A 15,564-nucleotide genomic window follows, 5' to 3' on the forward strand; every position below is an offset into this window, starting at 1 on the left:
GCATCCAGGACCGCAGGGAAAGGAATGGTGGACGCGACAGGGATTGAACCTGTGACCCCCTCGATGTCAACGAGGTGCTCTCCCGCTGAGCTACGCATCCGCCAAGACGGTTCCAGACGGGTCCGGAACGGGAAGGACGGGTCTATAACCCCTGGGACCCGCCGACCGCAAGGGGCTTTCCCGGAGGGCTGCGGTCAAATGGCTGCGCCTTTTCGACCCGGTGCGGTTTGAAATCAGGCGGCGACCATCCGCTCGACCTCACCGACCAGGTCACGCAGGTGGACGGGTTTGGCCAGCACCTTGGCCTGGGGGCTGGCCTGGGCGGCCGACAGGGCCACGGCGGCGAAGCCGGTGATGAACATGATGCGTATGCCGGGCTGGCGGGCGGCGGCGACGCGAGCCACCTCGATCCCGTCGGCACCGGGCATGACGATGTCGGTCAGCAGCAGGTCCCACGGACCCTGATCCAGCGCCTCGATGGCGTCGTCGCCATTCTCGCAATCGACCACGGAATGGCCGGCGCGTTCGAGCGCCCGGGTCAGGAAGCCGCGGAGCGAGTGATCGTCCTCGGCCAGTAGAATGCGCGCCATGTCGTTCCCCGATGGTCTTTCCGGAAGGCTACGCCGCGACTGGTAAACCCGCCATGAAAATCAGGGGTTCCGGGCGGCCACCGGCTGTGAAGGCCGGGGTGAAAAAGGGTAAGGCATCAGCATGGATGAGAACCGGGGCGAAACGGAGGTCGAGGGTGGTGAGGCGTCTGTCGTTCTGCGTCCGCAGACACCCGGTCGCTTTGTCTTCGCCTCACCCCATTCGGGTACGATCTATCCGCCGGAGATGGGCCGCGATCCGGCTCTGGACGAGGCCGGCTTGCGCAGCGCCGAGGACGCCCTGGTGGATCGGCTGATCGCATCCGGCGTTGCCGGGGGTGCGATGGTGGTCCTCGGCCGGTTCGGCCGCGCCTGGGTCGATCTGAACCGTGATCCGGCCGATCTGGACCCTGTCCTGATCGAAGGCCTCGCCGATGGACCGGTTTCGGCCCGGACGGCAGCGGGGTATGGCGTCATTCCCCGGCTGGCGGGCGACGGGCGGGCACTCTATGACCGGCGTCTGTCGCTGGCCGAGGCCCATGACCGGATTCTGCGAGCGCATTCGCCCTATCATCAGCAGCTTGCCGCCGGAATGGAGGCGGCGCGGGCGCGACATGGCGAGGCCGTGCTGGTCGACTGGCATTCGATGCCCGCGCGGGCCACGCAAGGCGTGGGCGGGGCCCGAGGGCCGGATGTGGTCCTCGGTGACCGTCACGGGTCGTCCTGCGAGGCCGGGCTGACTCGACGTCTGCGCCGGGCGTTCGAGGCCCTGGGCTGGCGGGTGGCGCTGAACCAGCCCTATGCCGGGGGCTGGACCACCCAGCGATGGGGACGTCCGTCCGAGGGATTTCACGCCATCCAGATCGAGCTGAACCGGGCCCTTTATTTCGACGAGCAGGCCCGGGCACCGGGACCCGGCTGGTCGCGCACGGAAAAGGGCGTGGCGCGGGTCATCGCTGACCTGTTGGCGGGGGCATAAAAAAAGCCGCGCCCGAAGGCGCGGCATGAAGTCTATAGGGAGGAAACGCCCAGACGGGCACGACGCCCGAAAGCGTCAGACCTCAAGCTAGGTTGCAGCGCACAAATCGTCAAGCGTTTATCTCGCAACTGCGTTCAAGAAATACCTGGCCGCCGGACGGCTCAGGTCCGCTCCAGCAGCCGGCGGGCGCTGCGAATGGCGCGCGCAGCCGGTGATCCGGCCTGTCGCCAGACCATCAGCCAGAATGCGGCTGCCACGCCGAGCGCCAGCCAGAGCGGTCCGAACAGCCAGGCCGCCGCCGCCAGGGCGAAATAGTAGCCTCGCACGCCCTGGCTGAAGGCATTCAGCGCCGGGTTCAGCAGATCGGCGGCGGCGTCGCCGAGCGCGACCCGGTCGGCCTCGGTATGCACCTCGGGCGCGGCACCGATCAGGGCCAGGGCGTAGTTCAACTGTCTGATCGACCAGATGAAATCCAGCAGTCCGCGGGCGAGGCAGAGCAGTACCAGGGCCAGCTTGGCGACCAGCAGCTTCGTCGGTACGGCCTCCGCACCGACCGAGGCGAACCCCTGCATCGCCTGTTCCCCACCGAACAGGACGCTGGCCACGGCCGCGATGAGCAGCAGGTTGGTCGAGGCGAAAAAGCCGCCGGAATTGATCGTGTGGCCCAAAAGATTGCTGTCGACGAGACGGATCTCACGGTGAGTCATGGCCGTCATCCACACCCGGCGAACGACCAGCATGTCAGCGTTCAGAGTACCGCTGCGTTGGGCCAGGAGGGTCAGAAGCGGGCCATAGCCGAGCCAGCAGAGCATAAAGAGAGCCAGCGCCAGCCAGTCGAACAGTGTCATCGCAGCCTCCTCATCACACCGGCACCGTGAGGCACCGGGGCCTCGCGCTCAAGCGGCGTGTGTCAGGCGCGGCGCCTCCCGCCTTGCTTCCGCCGCGACCCGCGCCTATCACGCCCGCCACTTTCGTATCGCACTGCACAATAATCGAGCGCGCCATGAATATCGACGCCATTCCCGTCGGCCCCAATCCGCCCTGGGACGTCAATGTCATCATCGAGATCCCGCAAGGGGGGCTGCCGGTGAAATACGAGATGGACAAGGCGTCCGGTGCCCTGTTCGTCGACCGCTTCCTGCACACGGCGATGTACTATCCCGGCAACTACGGCTTCATCCCGCACACCCTGTCGGACGACGGTGATCCCTGCGATGTGATCGTGCTGAATCCGACGCCGGTGGTGCCGGGCTGTATCATCCGCTCGCGCCCGATCGGCGTGCTGAAGATGGAAGACGAGGCCGGAGGCGACGAGAAGATCCTCGCCGTGCCGGTCGACAAGCTGAACCCCTATTACACCGACATCGCCAGCTACCGTCAGTTGCCGACCATCATGGTCGAGCAGATCGAGCATTTCTTCACCCGCTACAAGGATCTGGAGAAGAACAAGTCGGTCACGGTCAAGGGTTGGGGCGACGCCGGCGAGGCCGCCGAACTGATCGCCACCGGCATGCGGGCGCATCAGGAAAAGCTGAAGGCCGCCGCCTCCAAAGCCGCCAACGCGGCCTGAGCCTTTCGCGACCGATAGCGACCGGCTAGGGAAATCCATGGCCGCCGCCGAGACCCCCGCAGACGTCTTCAAGCGCGCCCTCGCCCATGCGGCGCGGGCGCTGGCGGAGCAGTCCGAGCTTGAGGTGGTGTTCGGCTCAGACGGGCCGAAGCTTTCCAACGGTGTCCTGACCCTGCCACACCCGCCGCGCGATCCGGGTGGGCCCGAGAGCGCGACCCTGCGCGGCCAGGCCGACCGGCTGGCGCTGCGGCTGGCCAATCACGATGAGACCCTGCACGCCCGGCTGCGGCCGCTCGACAGCCTGGCCGCGGATGTTTTCGAGGCGGTGGAGCAGGCGCGGGTCGAGGCGGTCGGCTCGCAGTCCCTGGCCGGGGTGCGGGCCAATATGGGTGCGGCCCTCCTGACCCGGCTGGAAAAGATGGGGGCCCTGAGGGTCACCGAGGCTGAGCGGGTGCCCGTGGCCGAGGCGGTGGCCCTGCTGGTGCGCGAGCGTCTGACCGGCCAGCGCGCGCCGGACGGTGCCGCCGCCATGCTGGATCTCGTCCGCACGTCCATGGAGGACAAGGCCGGGGCCAAACTCAACGCCCTGGCCGAGGTGGCCGACGACCAGGTCGCCTTCGCGACCCGGCTGAAGGACGTGCTGCGGGCGCTGGATCTCGATCCCGGTGACGGGCGCGGCGATGACGTCTCGGACGAACAGGGGGAGGACGAGGCCGATCCCCGGTCGCCGGATGCCGCCGATGATCAGGATGAGGAAGACGACGCCGGCGGCGGCGAAGGCCAGACCATGGATGGCTCCGCAGATGACTCGTCGCAGGGCGATGAGCGTGAGGCCCGGCCCGACGGCTCGGCCGGCGACCCCGAAGGAGAGGCCTCGGACGAAGGGCCTGACGTCAATGAGGGGGCCCTGCCCAACCGGCAGCAGACGGCCGACGATGGTCGGAGCATTGATGCCTACCGGGTCTTCACCACCGCCTTTGACGAGGTGATCGACGCCGCCGATCTGTGCGACCCCCATGAACTGGAGCGACTGCGCGCCCTGCTGGACCAACAGCTGACGGCCCTGTCCTCGGTCGTCTCGCGACTGGCCAACAAGCTGCAGCGCCGGCTGATGGCGCAGCAGAACCGCAGCTGGCATTTTGACCTTGAGGAAGGGGTGCTGGACACGGCCCGCCTGACCCGGATCATCACCGATCCCACCAGTCCGCTGAGCTTCAAGGCCGAGAGCGAAAGCCCGTTCCGCGATACGGTGGTGACGCTGTTGCTGGACAATTCCGGTTCGATGCGCGGGCGACCGATCATGGTGGCGGCGGTCTGCGCCGACATTCTGGCGCGGACGCTGGAGCGGTGCGGGGTCAAGGTCGAGATCCTGGGGTTCACCACCCGCGCCTGGAAGGGCGGGCAGGCGCGTGAGGCCTGGATCACGGCGGGCAAGCCGGCCAGTCCCGGGCGGCTGAATGACCTGCGCCACATCATCTACAAGGCGGCGGATTCGCCCTGGCGGCGGGCCAAGAAGAACCTCGGCCTGATGATGCGCGAAGGGCTGCTGAAGGAAAACATCGACGGCGAGGCCCTGACCTGGGCGCACGAACGGCTGCTGGGCCGGACGGAGGCGCGGCGCATACTGATGGTCATTTCGGACGGTTCGCCCGTCGACGATTCCACCCAGTCGGCCAATGCCGCCCTCTATCTGGACAAGCATCTGAGGCAGGTGATTGCCGAGATCGAGACGCGCTCGCCGGTCGAGCTGATCGCTATCGGCATCGGCCATGACGTCACCCGCTGGTATCGACGGGCGGTCACCATCGTCGACGTCGAGCAACTGGCCGGTGTGATGACCGAGAAACTGGCCGAGCTTTTCGAGGGTGAGCCGAAGGCGGCACCCGGTCGCCGGCGCAAGGCGGCGTGAGCCTCAGCCCGACGGCGGGACCCGGGCCCCCTGCATCTGACGGAGCATCTCGCGGCTGGCGGCGCGATCCTCGTCGGTCTGGACCGCGCTGCGGCAGACCCGGCGGCCGAAGCGCGAGCCGGTCACAGCCTCGGTCCGGCAGACCTGGGCGGTGGCCGCGGCCGGTCGGGCGGCACCGGCAGGCGGCGTTGCGGAAGCCTCGGTCTGGGCGCCCGGGGCCGGTTGAGCGGTGGCGGGAGCCGCGGGCGCCTGCTGCACAAGGGCGAGAGAGGCGAACAAAACGACGGGCGACAACATCAGGCTCTCCAGCGACCTTTTGTCAGAATATTGCCGCACAGGTCGAACTTCGCAACCCGGGCGGGAGATCAGAAGCGTTCGCTGATCTTGATGGCCGCCCGGCAGCCGGCCTTGATCACCGTGCTCAGCAGATCGTAACCCGGCGCGTCCCGGCTGCCATGGGAGACGGCGTGGTCATGGTGGGCCAGTTCCTCATCGCGAAAGACCGACAGCTCGGCAGCCAAGGCCGGATCCCGATCCTTCAGTTCGGCGATCTGATCGGCGTAGTGCTCCCCGATCACGCTCTCGACCGCCTCTGTGCAGGCGTGGGCGGCCTTCTCGCCCATGAGGGCCGTGCCGGTCCCCAGCGCCAGGGCAGCCAGCCGCCAGACCGGCGTCATGATGGTCGGGCGCACCCGCTCGGCGTTCAGCAGGGCGTCGAACCGGGCCAGGTGGACGGCCTCCTGGGCCTGCATTTCGCCCATGTCGGCCGCGATGCTCTCGCGGCCGGCGCGGCCCTCGAACACCGCCCGCTGGGCCCGGTAGATGTGGACGGCGGCGTATTCTCCGGCGTGGTCGACGCGCAGGATCTCTGCGCGACGGCGCTGGCTGGCACCCCGACCGGGGCGGGCCAGGGGGATGCGGCGATGGCCTGCCGGATCGGCTTCCGGTCGCCCGGTCGCGAGGGGCTCAGTTTCGGGGAGCGCGGGCATCCTTGGGCCTCTTTGCGGCGAGCAGGCTGAACACAGCCAGGGCGGTCGAGATCAGGGCGTTCCACCCTGCCATGGACAGGCCGAGGAAGCGCCACGTCACCGCGTCGCACAGGACGATCTTTTCGACCGGACCGGTGCCGAGCGCCAGGGCGGCCAGTCCCTCGAGATTGATGTCGCCGCCGCCGGAACAGGTTGCGGGCAGTTCCCACCATTTCATCTCCCCGCCCATGTGGAAGACGGCCGTCACAGCCCCGGTCGCGAAGACTACGGCGAGCAGGAAGGCGGCGATGCGCGGCGTACCGCGGCTGCCGCGGCTGATCACATGCCAGAGGGTGGCCACCAGGGCGATGGCGACCGCACCCCAGTAAACCTCGCGCTGCTTGAGGCAGAGGTTGCAGGGGGCGAGCCCTCCGAACCGCTCGAACGCATGCGCCGCGCCCAGCAGGGCGAGCGAGGCCGCAAGGGCGAAGGCGGTCCACCACCGCGTCAGGAGTCGATAAAGGCCTCTCATCGGACGACGTTCATAGCGGGGGCAGACGCTCGCGTCGATGCGCTTAGCCGGCGAAGCGCGCGATCAGCGAGACGGCCCAGCCGGCGCCGACGTAGAAGCCGACCGCGACCGTCGCCAGGGCCGTGGCCCAGCCGGTCGCCACGGCCGCTCCGGCCAGGACGAACAGGCCGTCGCGCTGGATCAGCCCCACGGCCATCAGGGTCAGGGCGACCGAGGGCACCGTATTGGTCATGGGCAGGACGATGGTCACGGTCGCGAGGATCATGAACAGGGCCACCACCCGTTCGGCCCAGCCGACCGTGAACAGGGTCAGGCGCGGCCGCGAGAGACGTTCGAACCAGCCCATCCGTTTGGTGGCGAAGTCGGCCATGCGATCCAGCCAGGCCTTTGAAACCCGGCGCTTCAGGACGGCCTCGGGCAGCCAGGGCTCGATCCGGCCGGCCAGCATCTGCCCCGCCAGCAGCAGGATCGGGATGCCGACGATCTGGGGCACGCCGTACAGGGCCGGCACCAGGCAGGGGATGGCGAGGATCAGGATCATCAGGCCGAAGCCGCGCTCGTCCAGCTCATCGCGGATCTCCCGCAGGGTCATGCCCTCAGGCCCGCTCATGGCCGCCAGACCGGCCACCAGGGCGGTGAAGCTCTGTTTCGGATTGTCGATGTGTGGGGTCTCGGTCTGGATCATGGGCTCGATCTCATCGGGGCAGGCGGGGTCGTTATCGGGAAAACGCCGGGGATGCGCCAGCCCGAAACCGCCGGTGAGTCGCCGTCGCGGCGGAGGGTCGCTATACAGGCCGTCCCCCCGCCCCTGCCCCCGGACGAAATCCCGATGCGCTATCTGCACACCATGGTCCGGGTCACCGACCTCGACGCCTCGCTGCGCTTCTATTGCGAGCTGCTGGGCCTTGAGGAGATGAAGCGGACCGAGAGTGAGGCGGGGCGGTTCACCCTGGTCTACCTGGCCGCCCCGGCGGACCGGGACCGGTCGGACGCCGACCGGTCGCCGGAAGTTGAACTCACCTTCAACTGGGATCCGGACCCCCAGCCCTATGCCGGCGGCCGCAATTTCGGCCATCTGGCCTACAAGGTCGGCGACATCCATGCCGCCTGCCAGCGGCTGATGGACGGCGGCGTCGTCATCAACCGGCCGCCCCGCGACGGCCGCATGGCCTTCGTCCGCTCGCCCGACGGCATTTCCATCGAACTGCTGCAGGAGGGTGCCGCCCTGACCCCGGCCGAGCCCTGGATCTCCATGCCCAACACCGGGAGCTGGTGAGTCCGGGATTGCGGTTGTCATCCCGGCCGAAGCGAAGCGGAGAGCCGGGACGATTGAGGCACCCTCTTCATTGACCTCCCGGACAGCCCGCCTGGGCTGAGCCGGGAGCAAGGCTGCCATTGCACAGAAGGCAGGGCTTGCCCCTTGGGCAGCGTCGCGAGTCCGAAGACCGGAGAGGCCTCCGCCCGTCTCCCGGCTCAGCCCAAGCGGGCTGTCCGGGAGGGACATGGGGGATGTCATCTGCCGTCCCCGATCTCCGCTTCGCTCCGTCGGGGATGACAAGGGCGATCTCCGCTTCGCTTCGTCGGGGATGACAAGGGCGATCTCCGCTTCGCTCCGTCGGGGATGACAAAAGCGATCTTCGTTCCGGCCGGGATCACAAGGGCTCAACCCCTGTACAAGGGGCGAGAAGACATCGTGTACCGGAATGGCGTGACGCTGGTCCGGAATTGCGCGGGTTGAGCGCCTTCCCGGCGGCCGTTCCTGTCGACCGCTCCTGCGTCGGAGCCGCCGTAAATCCTTGTTGTCAAAGACCTGCGCCGCTTTTCGGAGGCGGCGACGGATCATTTTACCTCCGCCGCGAGGGACGATGGATGATTTCCGGCGACAGGGGTCGGGAAGGGTGAAAACGGGGTCGGGAGGGGCGAGATTATACGGGGCGGGAAGACACGGTTTCGGTGAGGCCCGCACCTTGCGCACCGGGCTTCGCTCAGGGATGGTCGTGGCCTGAGTTTCCCCGAGGGTTCCCATGCGTCGTCTGCTCGTTTCGTCTGCCGCTGTTCTTGCCCTGATGGCGGGGGCTTCCGCTGCGGCGGCGCAGGATCCGCACGCCGGACATGCCGGGCATGCGGCCCCGGCGGCTGCGACGCAGAGCGAGGATGCGCGGCTGGCGGCCTTCTTTGAGCAGGCGTTTCAGGAGCGGATCGCCCTGTCGCCGCAGCAGATGACCTCGCTGGGACTGAAGACCGATTACGACAGGCTGGACGACAATACCGATGCGGCGGCGGCGCGGTCGTTGGCCCTGGCCGAGCGGCAGCTGTTGCAGCTGAACGACCAGTTCAATCCGCAGACCCTGAGCGAGGACAGCCGGCTGTCCTGGCGGCTGTTTGAGTACGGGGTGGAGCAGGCGCGGCTGTCGAACCGCTGGCGCGGCTGGGGCTATCAGTTCGCGGCCAACGGCAATCCGACGACGGGCCTGCCGGTCTTCATGATCAACAACCACCGCGTCACCAGCGTTTCGGACGCCGAGGCCTATGTGGCGCGGCTGATCGAGGCCGAGCGGGTGATGGGCGAGATTTCGGCCACCCTGCGGGCGCGGGCGGCGGCGGGGGTGATCTCGCCGGTGTTCGTGTTCCAGCCGACGATCGCCAATACGGGCGCGATCATCGCAGGCGCGCCGTTCGATGACGGGGCCGACAATCCGGTCTGGGCCGATTTCCAGCGCAAGGTGGGCGCGCTTGAAGCCGATGCGGCCACGAAGGAACGGTTGCTGGCCGAGGGCCGGGCGGCGCTGACGGGGCCCTGGCGGCGCGGCTATGAGGGCGTGCTGACGGCCCTGGCGGAAGTGGGAGCGCAGGCCGAGGCCATGCCGGACAATGCGGGCGGGGTGTGGCGGCTGCCCGAGGGCGAGGCCTTCTACAATGCCCGCCTGCAGCTCTCGACCACCACCGACCTGACGGCGGACCAGATTCACGAGCTCGGCCTCGCCGAGGTGGCGCGGCTGCAGGGCGAGATGCAGACGATCATGACCCGGGTCGGCTTCACCGGCTCGCTGCAGGAGATGTTCGCCTGGCTGAAGACCGATCCGTGCTTCCAGTATCCGAACACGCCGGAGGGCAAGGAGCAGTATCTGACCGACGCCCGCGCCTTCGTGGCCCAGGTGATGGCGGCGGCCCCGCAGTGGTTCAGCGACCTGCCGGAATCGGCGCTGGAGGTGCGGGCGGTGGAGCCCTGGCGGGAAGCGACGGCCTCGATCGCCTTCTATAACTCGCCCGCGCCCGACGGGTCGCGGCCGGGCATCTACTACGTCAATCTGTCGGACATGACCCAGGTGCTGAAGCCCCAGATCGAGGGGATCAGCTATCACGAGGGCGCGCCGGGCCACCATTTCCAGATCGCCTATGCCCAGGAGATGGAGGGGCTGCCGCGCTTCCGCCGGTTCGGGGGTTACGGGGCCTATGCCGAGGGCTGGGGGCTGTATGCCGAGCGGCTGGGCAAGGAGATGGGCTTCTATGAGGACCCCTATTCCGACTTCGGCCGGCTCTCGACCGAGCTGTGGCGGGCGGTGCGGCTGGTGACCGATACGGGGCTGCACGCCAAACGCTGGAGCCGCGAACAGGCGATCGACTATTTCCGGCGGAATTCGCTGCTGAGCGAGCGCGACATCGTCAAGGAGGTCGAGCGCTATCTGACCAATCCGGGGCAGGCGACCAGCTACAAGATCGGCGAGCTGAAGATCATGGAACTTCGGGCCCGGGCGCAGACGGCGCTGGGTGACCGGTTCGACATCCGCGACTTCCATGCCGTGGTGCTGGGCTCGGGTTCGGTGCCGCTGGATGTGCTGGAGGACCAGGTCGACGCCTGGATCGCGGGCGGCGGTGGCGCGCCGGACTGACACCGCCCCGGGCCGGCGCGGCCGATCGCCGCGTTGGCGGAACGGGTGCGGCACCCTAGCTGTAACTCTGGACTGAACAGGAGACACCGATGCCGCTGCTGATGTGCCCCAATGACAATGCCGCCATGCAGACGCTGGAACGGGGCGGCGTACAGTTCGACATGTGCCCCAGCTGCCGCGGGGTCTGGCTGGATCGCGGCGAGCTGGAGAAGCTGATGGACTCGGCGACGCAGGACGGTCGGGCGTCTGCGCCCCAGGCCGTACCGGCACCGCAGGCCCAGCCCTATCCGCCGCAACAGCCGCCGCAGCAGCCCTGGGGCGGGCAGCCGGCCTATCGCGATGAGCGCTATCGCAGCCGCGACGACGATGACTACCGCTACAAGAAAAAGAAGCGCGACAGCATCTTCGACATCTTCGACTGATCAGGCGGCGTCCGGAGAGACCGGAAACCGGTGCCGTATCAGGCCGCCAGGCCGGCGGCCTGCATCAGGCCCTTCAGCGGGGCCAGGTTCTCCGGCGCCGCCGTCAGGGTGGCGCGGCATTCGGGCGTGCGGAACAGTTTGACGGCCTCGACCCTGGCCCGGTCGGCTGCGGGTCCCAGGGGTGCGGTCTCGCCGGCCGCAAGCCGCAGCAGGACCGGCAATCTCTGCATCAGGGGGGCCGATGAGCGGGCCACCATCATGACGATCCGGGCCTCGGCCTCGATGGTACCGCCGACCCGGCCGATGACGGCGCTGATTTCCTCATTGTCGCGCTCCGTCAGACCGCTGGCCCGGACCGCGCGCTGGAGCCCGGCCAGCGCGCCCAGCTTCTGACCAGAGGTCTGGGTGATGGATGGCGCGCGCAGCTCGTTCTCAAACCGCAAGGAGCCCACACAGGCCGAAAGCCAGCCGGCGGCAGAGCGTTTGTTGGCGGTCCCGGTGACGTTCTCGCACAGCCGGGTCAGGGCCTCCGCTTCATCCAGGACGGTGGTGCAGGGCTCGACGTAGGCGGCAACGAAGTCGGTGGTGACAATGGCCCTGGACCGTTCATTGAAGGCGGTCTGCACTTCCTCAAGGGTCAACAATCGCCCGGCGGTCATGGTCAGGGCCGTCGCCAGGCTGCGCAGGATCTCGATCTCGCCGGTGGCATCGGTGGGGCGCAGACGGCGCGGGCTCATCAGCTCCCGCAGGATCATGCGGGCCAGGGCGGCGGAGAGCAGCGGAAACTGACCCGCCTCGAGCCGGGCGCTGAGGCGCGCGGCGGGGCCGTCGATGGCCGGTATCTGCAGGGCGAGGCGGGAATTCTGCGAGACCAGGGCCTTGATCTCGCCGGGTGCCACCATGCGGACGACGGCGGCCAGGGATGCGCCCTGGTCGAGGGACGGTCCCAGCACATCGGCCAGGGGGGTCCGGAGCGTCAGCAGCTCGCACAGCAGCTGTTCGATCGGCACCATGATCATGGCATGGGGCGCGCCCTGAAGCGGGGCCTGGTCCGCCAGGTCCATCAGCCGATCGAGGCGGGCGCGGCCACCGCGCACGTCCTTCAAGGCGCCGCAAACAACCCCGGCCATGATGAAGGCCCGCTCCGGCTGGCCGGCCATCCGGTCGGCGATGTCAGCGATCGAACAATCCCCGAGGCCCGGGAACAGCTTGCGACGCCCGGCGCTGACGACCCGTTCCAGGGCCTGGTCGGACAGTTTCTGGTAGTAGCGTACCAGTTCATGGACCGGCCGGCCGATGTTCTGGCTCTCCGGCACGGCGACTTTCTGGATGGCATGCTGAAGCTCGACGCCCGAGGCTTCCAGCTTTTCGGCCAGATCAGGGCGGTGCAGCAGTTCGAAAGCCGTGACGCCGTGGCGCGCCAGCCAGTCCTCCAGCACCCGGCCGATCGTCTCGCGCGCCTGGGGGGTGTAGAGATCCTGCGGCACCGAGCAGCGCGGCCCGGCGTCCTGAGCGGGTCCGGCCCGCCTGGACTGGACCTCGGGCGCTCCACGCGTCAGCACGGTCATGCTCTTGAACAGCATGGTGTCCGGGTCGAGGGTTTCCCGGGTCACGCGGACAGCGACAGCCCCGTTGCCGGCCAGCATGTCCTCGGCGGTCCGCACGGCCGCGGCGCGGTCCTCGGTCGCCATGTGGAGGCTCCAGGGGGCCGGCGCGGTCTTGCGGATAAAGACTTCGTAGTGGACGGGGCCGGCCATCAGGACACTCACACGGTGAGCCCCGAGCATGGCACCAAGGCTTTAAGCTCGCGTTGCGTTGTGAATTAAGGCGGCGCAGCCCATGTTTTACGCCGTAATCTCTCCACGATGTTCTAGAACGGTGGGGCCTGCCGCGCGTTGAGATGGCGAATGAATCGTCTGCAAGGAGCCTGACTTGGCCAACATCACCCTGGTCGATGACGACGAGAACATCGTCGCCTCCGTTTCACTGGCGCTGGAAAGCCATGGCCACAAGGTCACGGCCTGGCACGACGGTGCCTCCGGACTTGAGGCGCTGGAAGCCAGCCCGCCCGATCTGGCCATCCTCGATGTGAAGATGCCGCGCATGGACGGGATGGAAGTCCTGCGCCGCCTGCGCCAGACCTCGCAGATCCCGGTCATCATGCTGACGTCCAAGGACGAGGAGATCGACGAGATCCTCGGCTTCAACCTCGGCGCCGACGACTATATCCACAAGCCGTTCAGCCAGCGTCTGCTCATCGAGCGGGTCAAGGCCCTGTTGCGCCGGACCGGCGCCGACGGGGCCGAGCCCGAGCCCTCGGGCGAAGGCTCCACCAAGGCGATCCGGCGCGGCAAGCTGTCGATGGATCCCGCCCGCCACGAGAGCACCTGGGAAGGCCGGCCGGTCAAGCTGACCGTGACCGAGTTCCTGCTGCTGCAGGCCCTGGCCCAGCGGCCCGGATTCGTGAAGAGCCGCGACAACCTGATGGACGCCGCCTACGACGATCAGGTCTATGTCGATGACCGCACCATCGACAGCCACGTCAAACGCATGCGGAAGAAGTTCCGGGTGGTCGACCCCGAGTTCGACGCCATCGAGACCCTGTATGGCGTTGGATACCGCTACCGCGAAAGCTGATCCGCCGCTCCCGCCGGGAGAGGCTGAACCGCGCCGTCGCCTGAAACGCTTCAGCGGATCGCGGCTCGGCGGGCTGATTCTCGCGCTCAACCTGCTGAGCCTGCTGATCCTGTTCGTCGGGGCCCTGTTGCTGAACGAGTGGCAGCGGGGGCTGATCGAGTCGCGTCAGGAGACCCTGGTCGCCCAGGCCGAACTGCTGGCCAATGTGCTGGCCGACAAGGAGTACACGGTCGGCGAGCCGATGCCGCAGTTCAACGTCGAGAAGGTGCCCCTGCTGCTGCTCGACAATTTCATCCCCGCAGGCCAGCGCGCGCGGTTGTTCGACCTCGACGGTCTTCTGGTCGCCGACAGCTATGCCTTGACCGAGGAGATCCCCGGCCAGGCCCTGCCGCCCGCCCGGCCCGCCGGCTCTCCCGTCCCGCCGCCCGCGCCGAAGGTCGAGACCCGCAACGCCGCCCGGTTGGAGGAGGCCCGCTCGGCCCTCGCGGCCGAGGTGGAACAGGCGCTGGCCGGGGAACCCCAGTCGACACTGCGCCGGTCCGAAAGCGGCGACCGGGTGGTCTCCGTCTCCATTCCCGTGCGGCATGTTCAGCAGGTTCTGGGCGTGCTGACCCTTGAGGCCGGGGACGTGGACGAGACCCTGTCCGCCCAGCGCCGGGCCCTGATGCCCTTCGCCCTTGTCGCCCTGGCGGTGAACCTGCTCGGGTCGCTGCTGATGCATCTGTTCGTGGCGCGGCCGGTGATGCGGCTGTCGGCGGCGGCGGATGAGGTGCGGCTGCAAAGGGCGCGGGCCATCTCCCTGCCCGATCTGGAGGGTCGCAAGGACGAGATCGGCGACCTGGCCCGGTCGCTGGAGACGATGACCGAGACCCTGTCGGACCGGATGGATGCCATCGAGGCCTTCGCTGCCGATGTCTCGCACGAGATCAAGAATCCCCTGACCTCGATCCGCTCGGCGCTGGAGACCCTGCCGCTGGTCAAGACTCCGGCCCAGCGCGAGAAACTGACCAATCTGCTGCAACAGGATGTGCGGCGGCTGGACCGGCTGATCACCGACATCTCCAATGCCTCGCGGCTCGACGCCGAGCTGAACCGCGACCGGCCGCGGGCCATCGACCTGACCCAGCTGCTGGCCGAGATCGTCGGCGTCTATGAGGCGGGGGTAAAGCCGGGCGAGGCCCATGTGACCTTCACGGCCCCGGCCGGGGATCGCGTCCCGGTCATGGGCCGCGACGGGCCGCTGGGGCAGGTGTTCCGCAATCTGGTCGACAACGCCCGCTCGTTCAGCCCGCCGGGCGGGACGGTGCGGCTGTCGCTGGTCCGCGACGACCTGGACCCGGACCGGCCGATCCGGGTGCGGATCGACGACGACGGACCCGGTATTCCGCCGGAGAATCTGGAGACGGTGTTCGAGCGGTTCTATACGGCCCGACCGAGAGGCACGGCGTTCGGGGCCAATTCCGGGCTGGGCCTGTCGATCGTGCGCCAGATCGTCGAGGCGCACGGCGGGCGGGTGACGGCCGCCAATCGTGTCGACGGCGACGGTGGTGTCGTCGGGGCCCGCTTCGAGGTCGCCCTGCCCATGGTGCCGACGTCCGGCCGCCGGACATGACCCCCGCCCAGCCGCTGCACGCGACCGCCGTGGCGCAATGGGCCCCCGGGGCAGGCTGGCGTGCCATCCTGATCAGCGGGCCCTCCGGTGCGGGCAAGAGCGATCTGGCGCTGCGACTGATCGGACGGGGCTGGCGGCTGGTGGCCGATGACTCGGTTCATGTCTTCGCCTCGGGTGAGGCGCTCTATGCCGTCGCCCCGGAGACGATCGCCGGGCGGATCGAGGTGCGCGGGGTCGGGATTGCAGGAGCCGGTGCCCGGGACGTCGCGCGGCTGGTTCTCGCCGTGGATCTCGGCGGACCGGCCCCGGAACGGCTGCCGGAGCCGGAGTCGCGGATGCTCGCGGGCCGGGCCCTGCCGCGTCTGAGGCTGACGGGTTTCGAGGCCTCGGCGGTCGAAAAGGTCGCGGCGGCCATTGCCGCGCTTTAACCGGGCGCGGACTTGGGCTATTCCGGCCGG

Annotated in this window: 16 protein-coding genes and 1 tRNA gene; 9 read left to right on the forward strand and 8 right to left on the reverse strand. The window is 68.5% G+C overall.

Translation table 11 applies throughout. From position 1 onward, the window contains the following. Nucleotides 1-25: 25 nt before the first annotated feature. Nucleotides 26-100, reverse strand: a tRNA-Val gene (locus Q0053_RS04355). Nucleotides 101-233: 133 nt separating this feature from the next. Then, nucleotides 234-590, reverse strand: coding sequence for a cell cycle two-component system response regulator CpdR (gene cpdR, locus Q0053_RS04360; protein ID WP_298096547.1), 357 nt, complete (start codon nt 588-590; stop codon nt 234-236). A 121-nt stretch (nt 591-711) separates the two neighbouring features. Between cpdR and Q0053_RS04365 the strand changes: the two genes are divergently transcribed. Continuing rightward, nucleotides 712-1,566: an N-formylglutamate amidohydrolase gene (locus Q0053_RS04365; protein ID WP_298096550.1), complete on the forward strand. Its 855-nt coding sequence runs from the start codon at nt 712-714 to the stop codon at nt 1,564-1,566. Between the two features lie 161 nt (nt 1,567-1,727). Here the strand turns inward: Q0053_RS04365 and Q0053_RS04370 are convergent, their stop codons facing one another. After that, on the reverse strand, nt 1,728-2,414 hold the full coding sequence (locus Q0053_RS04370) for a DUF599 family protein (protein ID WP_298096553.1): 687 nt from the start codon (nt 2,412-2,414) through the stop codon (nt 1,728-1,730). 155 nt (nt 2,415-2,569) lie between these two features. Between Q0053_RS04370 and ppa the strand changes: the two genes are divergently transcribed. Both ppa and cobT read left to right on the forward strand, forming a co-directional pair. Continuing rightward, nucleotides 2,570-3,136, forward strand: a complete 567-nt coding sequence (gene ppa / locus Q0053_RS04375; RefSeq protein ID WP_298096555.1) for an inorganic diphosphatase — start codon at nt 2,570-2,572, stop codon at nt 3,134-3,136. Nucleotides 3,137-3,173: 37 nt separating this feature from the next. Further along, nucleotides 3,174-5,045: a cobaltochelatase subunit CobT gene (gene cobT, locus Q0053_RS04380; protein WP_298096558.1), complete on the forward strand. Its 1,872-nt coding sequence runs from the start codon at nt 3,174-3,176 to the stop codon at nt 5,043-5,045. A gap of 3 nt (nt 5,046-5,048) precedes the next feature. Here cobT and Q0053_RS04385 read toward each other — a convergent pair whose 3' ends face one another. From Q0053_RS04385 to Q0053_RS04400, 4 genes are all read right to left on the reverse strand, one after another. Further along, a complete protein-coding gene (locus tag Q0053_RS04385; RefSeq protein ID WP_298096561.1) occupies nt 5,049-5,342 on the reverse strand; it encodes a hypothetical protein in 294 nt (97 codons plus the stop codon). A 68-nt stretch (nt 5,343-5,410) separates the two neighbouring features. Further along, entirely contained in the window at nt 5,411-6,034 is a 624-nt protein-coding gene (locus tag Q0053_RS04390; RefSeq protein WP_298096564.1) for a demethoxyubiquinone hydroxylase family protein, read from the reverse strand. Next, a complete protein-coding gene (locus Q0053_RS04395) occupies nt 6,012-6,545 on the reverse strand; it encodes a disulfide bond formation protein B (protein WP_298096567.1) in 534 nt (177 codons plus the stop codon). Before Q0053_RS04395 ends, Q0053_RS04390 begins: the two co-directional genes overlap by 23 nt. A 43-nt stretch (nt 6,546-6,588) precedes the next feature. After that, nucleotides 6,589-7,230 carry an exopolysaccharide biosynthesis protein gene (locus tag Q0053_RS04400; protein ID WP_298096570.1) on the reverse strand — a complete coding sequence of 214 codons (642 nt, stop codon included), beginning with the start codon at nt 7,228-7,230 and terminating at the stop codon, nt 6,589-6,591. A 144-nt stretch (nt 7,231-7,374) separates the two neighbouring features. On the opposite strand from Q0053_RS04400, the gene Q0053_RS04405 reads away from it, so the two are divergent. From Q0053_RS04405 to Q0053_RS04415, 3 genes are all read left to right on the forward strand, one after another. Continuing rightward, a complete protein-coding gene (locus Q0053_RS04405; RefSeq protein WP_298096909.1) occupies nt 7,375-7,821 on the forward strand; it encodes a VOC family protein in 447 nt (148 codons plus the stop codon). A gap of 748 nt (nt 7,822-8,569) precedes the next feature. Continuing rightward, a complete protein-coding gene (locus tag Q0053_RS04410) occupies nt 8,570-10,435 on the forward strand; it encodes a DUF885 family protein (protein ID WP_298096573.1) in 1,866 nt (621 codons plus the stop codon). 89 nt (nt 10,436-10,524) lie between these two features. After that, nucleotides 10,525-10,857 (forward strand): zf-TFIIB domain-containing protein, encoded by a 333-nt coding sequence (locus Q0053_RS04415; RefSeq protein WP_298096576.1) that lies wholly within the window; start codon nt 10,525-10,527, stop codon nt 10,855-10,857. 38 nt (nt 10,858-10,895) lie between these two features. On the opposite strand, the gene Q0053_RS04420 is transcribed toward Q0053_RS04415, so the two are convergent. Then, nucleotides 10,896-12,614, reverse strand: coding sequence for a hypothetical protein (locus tag Q0053_RS04420; RefSeq protein WP_298096579.1), 1,719 nt, complete (start codon nt 12,612-12,614; stop codon nt 10,896-10,898). A gap of 175 nt (nt 12,615-12,789) precedes the next feature. Between Q0053_RS04420 and Q0053_RS04425 the strand changes: the two genes are divergently transcribed. The 3 genes from Q0053_RS04425 to Q0053_RS04435 are packed head-to-tail and all read left to right on the forward strand — an operon-like array spanning nt 12,790 to nt 15,534. Further along, complete coding sequence (locus Q0053_RS04425) at nt 12,790-13,494, forward strand: response regulator transcription factor (RefSeq protein WP_298096582.1); 705 nt, start codon at nt 12,790-12,792, stop codon at nt 13,492-13,494. Further along, nucleotides 13,463-15,106, forward strand: a complete 1,644-nt coding sequence (locus tag Q0053_RS04430; protein ID WP_298096584.1) for an ATP-binding protein — start codon at nt 13,463-13,465, stop codon at nt 15,104-15,106. Before Q0053_RS04425 ends, Q0053_RS04430 begins: the two co-directional genes overlap by 32 nt. Beyond that, complete coding sequence (locus Q0053_RS04435; protein WP_298096587.1) at nt 15,103-15,534, forward strand: serine kinase; 432 nt, start codon at nt 15,103-15,105, stop codon at nt 15,532-15,534. The genes Q0053_RS04430 and Q0053_RS04435 overlap by 4 nt, the downstream gene beginning before the upstream one ends. The last annotated feature ends 30 nt before the right edge of the window (nt 15,535-15,564 follow it).

The sequence above is a fragment of the Brevundimonas sp. genome (assembly GCF_027487935.1).
GTDB lineage: Bacteria > Pseudomonadota > Alphaproteobacteria > Caulobacterales > Caulobacteraceae > Brevundimonas.

Coding starts and splice junctions, on each gene's coding strand:
- Q0053_RS04405 (WP_298096909.1), top strand. CDS start 7,375: ATGCGCTATCTGCACACCATGGTCCGGGTCACCGACCTCGACGCCTCG.
- Q0053_RS04430 (WP_298096584.1), top strand. CDS start 13,463: ATGGCGTTGGATACCGCTACCGCGAAAGCTGATCCGCCGCTCCCGCCG.
- Q0053_RS04385 (WP_298096561.1), bottom strand. CDS start 5,342: ATGTTGTCGCCCGTCGTTTTGTTCGCCTCTCTCGCCCTTGTGCAGCAG.
- Q0053_RS04410 (WP_298096573.1), top strand. CDS start 8,570: ATGCGTCGTCTGCTCGTTTCGTCTGCCGCTGTTCTTGCCCTGATGGCG.
- Q0053_RS04365 (WP_298096550.1), top strand. CDS start 712: ATGGATGAGAACCGGGGCGAAACGGAGGTCGAGGGTGGTGAGGCGTCT.
- Q0053_RS04390 (WP_298096564.1), bottom strand. CDS start 6,034: ATGCCCGCGCTCCCCGAAACTGAGCCCCTCGCGACCGGGCGACCGGAA.
- Q0053_RS04435 (WP_298096587.1), top strand. CDS start 15,103: ATGACCCCCGCCCAGCCGCTGCACGCGACCGCCGTGGCGCAATGGGCC.
- Q0053_RS04415 (WP_298096576.1), top strand. CDS start 10,525: ATGCCGCTGCTGATGTGCCCCAATGACAATGCCGCCATGCAGACGCTG.
- Q0053_RS04400 (WP_298096570.1), bottom strand. CDS start 7,230: ATGATCCAGACCGAGACCCCACACATCGACAATCCGAAACAGAGCTTC.
- cobT (WP_298096558.1), top strand. CDS start 3,174: ATGGCCGCCGCCGAGACCCCCGCAGACGTCTTCAAGCGCGCCCTCGCC.
- Q0053_RS04420 (WP_298096579.1), bottom strand. CDS start 12,614: ATGGCCGGCCCCGTCCACTACGAAGTCTTTATCCGCAAGACCGCGCCG.
- Q0053_RS04370 (WP_298096553.1), bottom strand. CDS start 2,414: ATGACACTGTTCGACTGGCTGGCGCTGGCTCTCTTTATGCTCTGCTGG.
- cpdR (WP_298096547.1), bottom strand. CDS start 590: ATGGCGCGCATTCTACTGGCCGAGGACGATCACTCGCTCCGCGGCTTC.
- ppa (WP_298096555.1), top strand. CDS start 2,570: ATGAATATCGACGCCATTCCCGTCGGCCCCAATCCGCCCTGGGACGTC.
- Q0053_RS04395 (WP_298096567.1), bottom strand. CDS start 6,545: ATGAGAGGCCTTTATCGACTCCTGACGCGGTGGTGGACCGCCTTCGCC.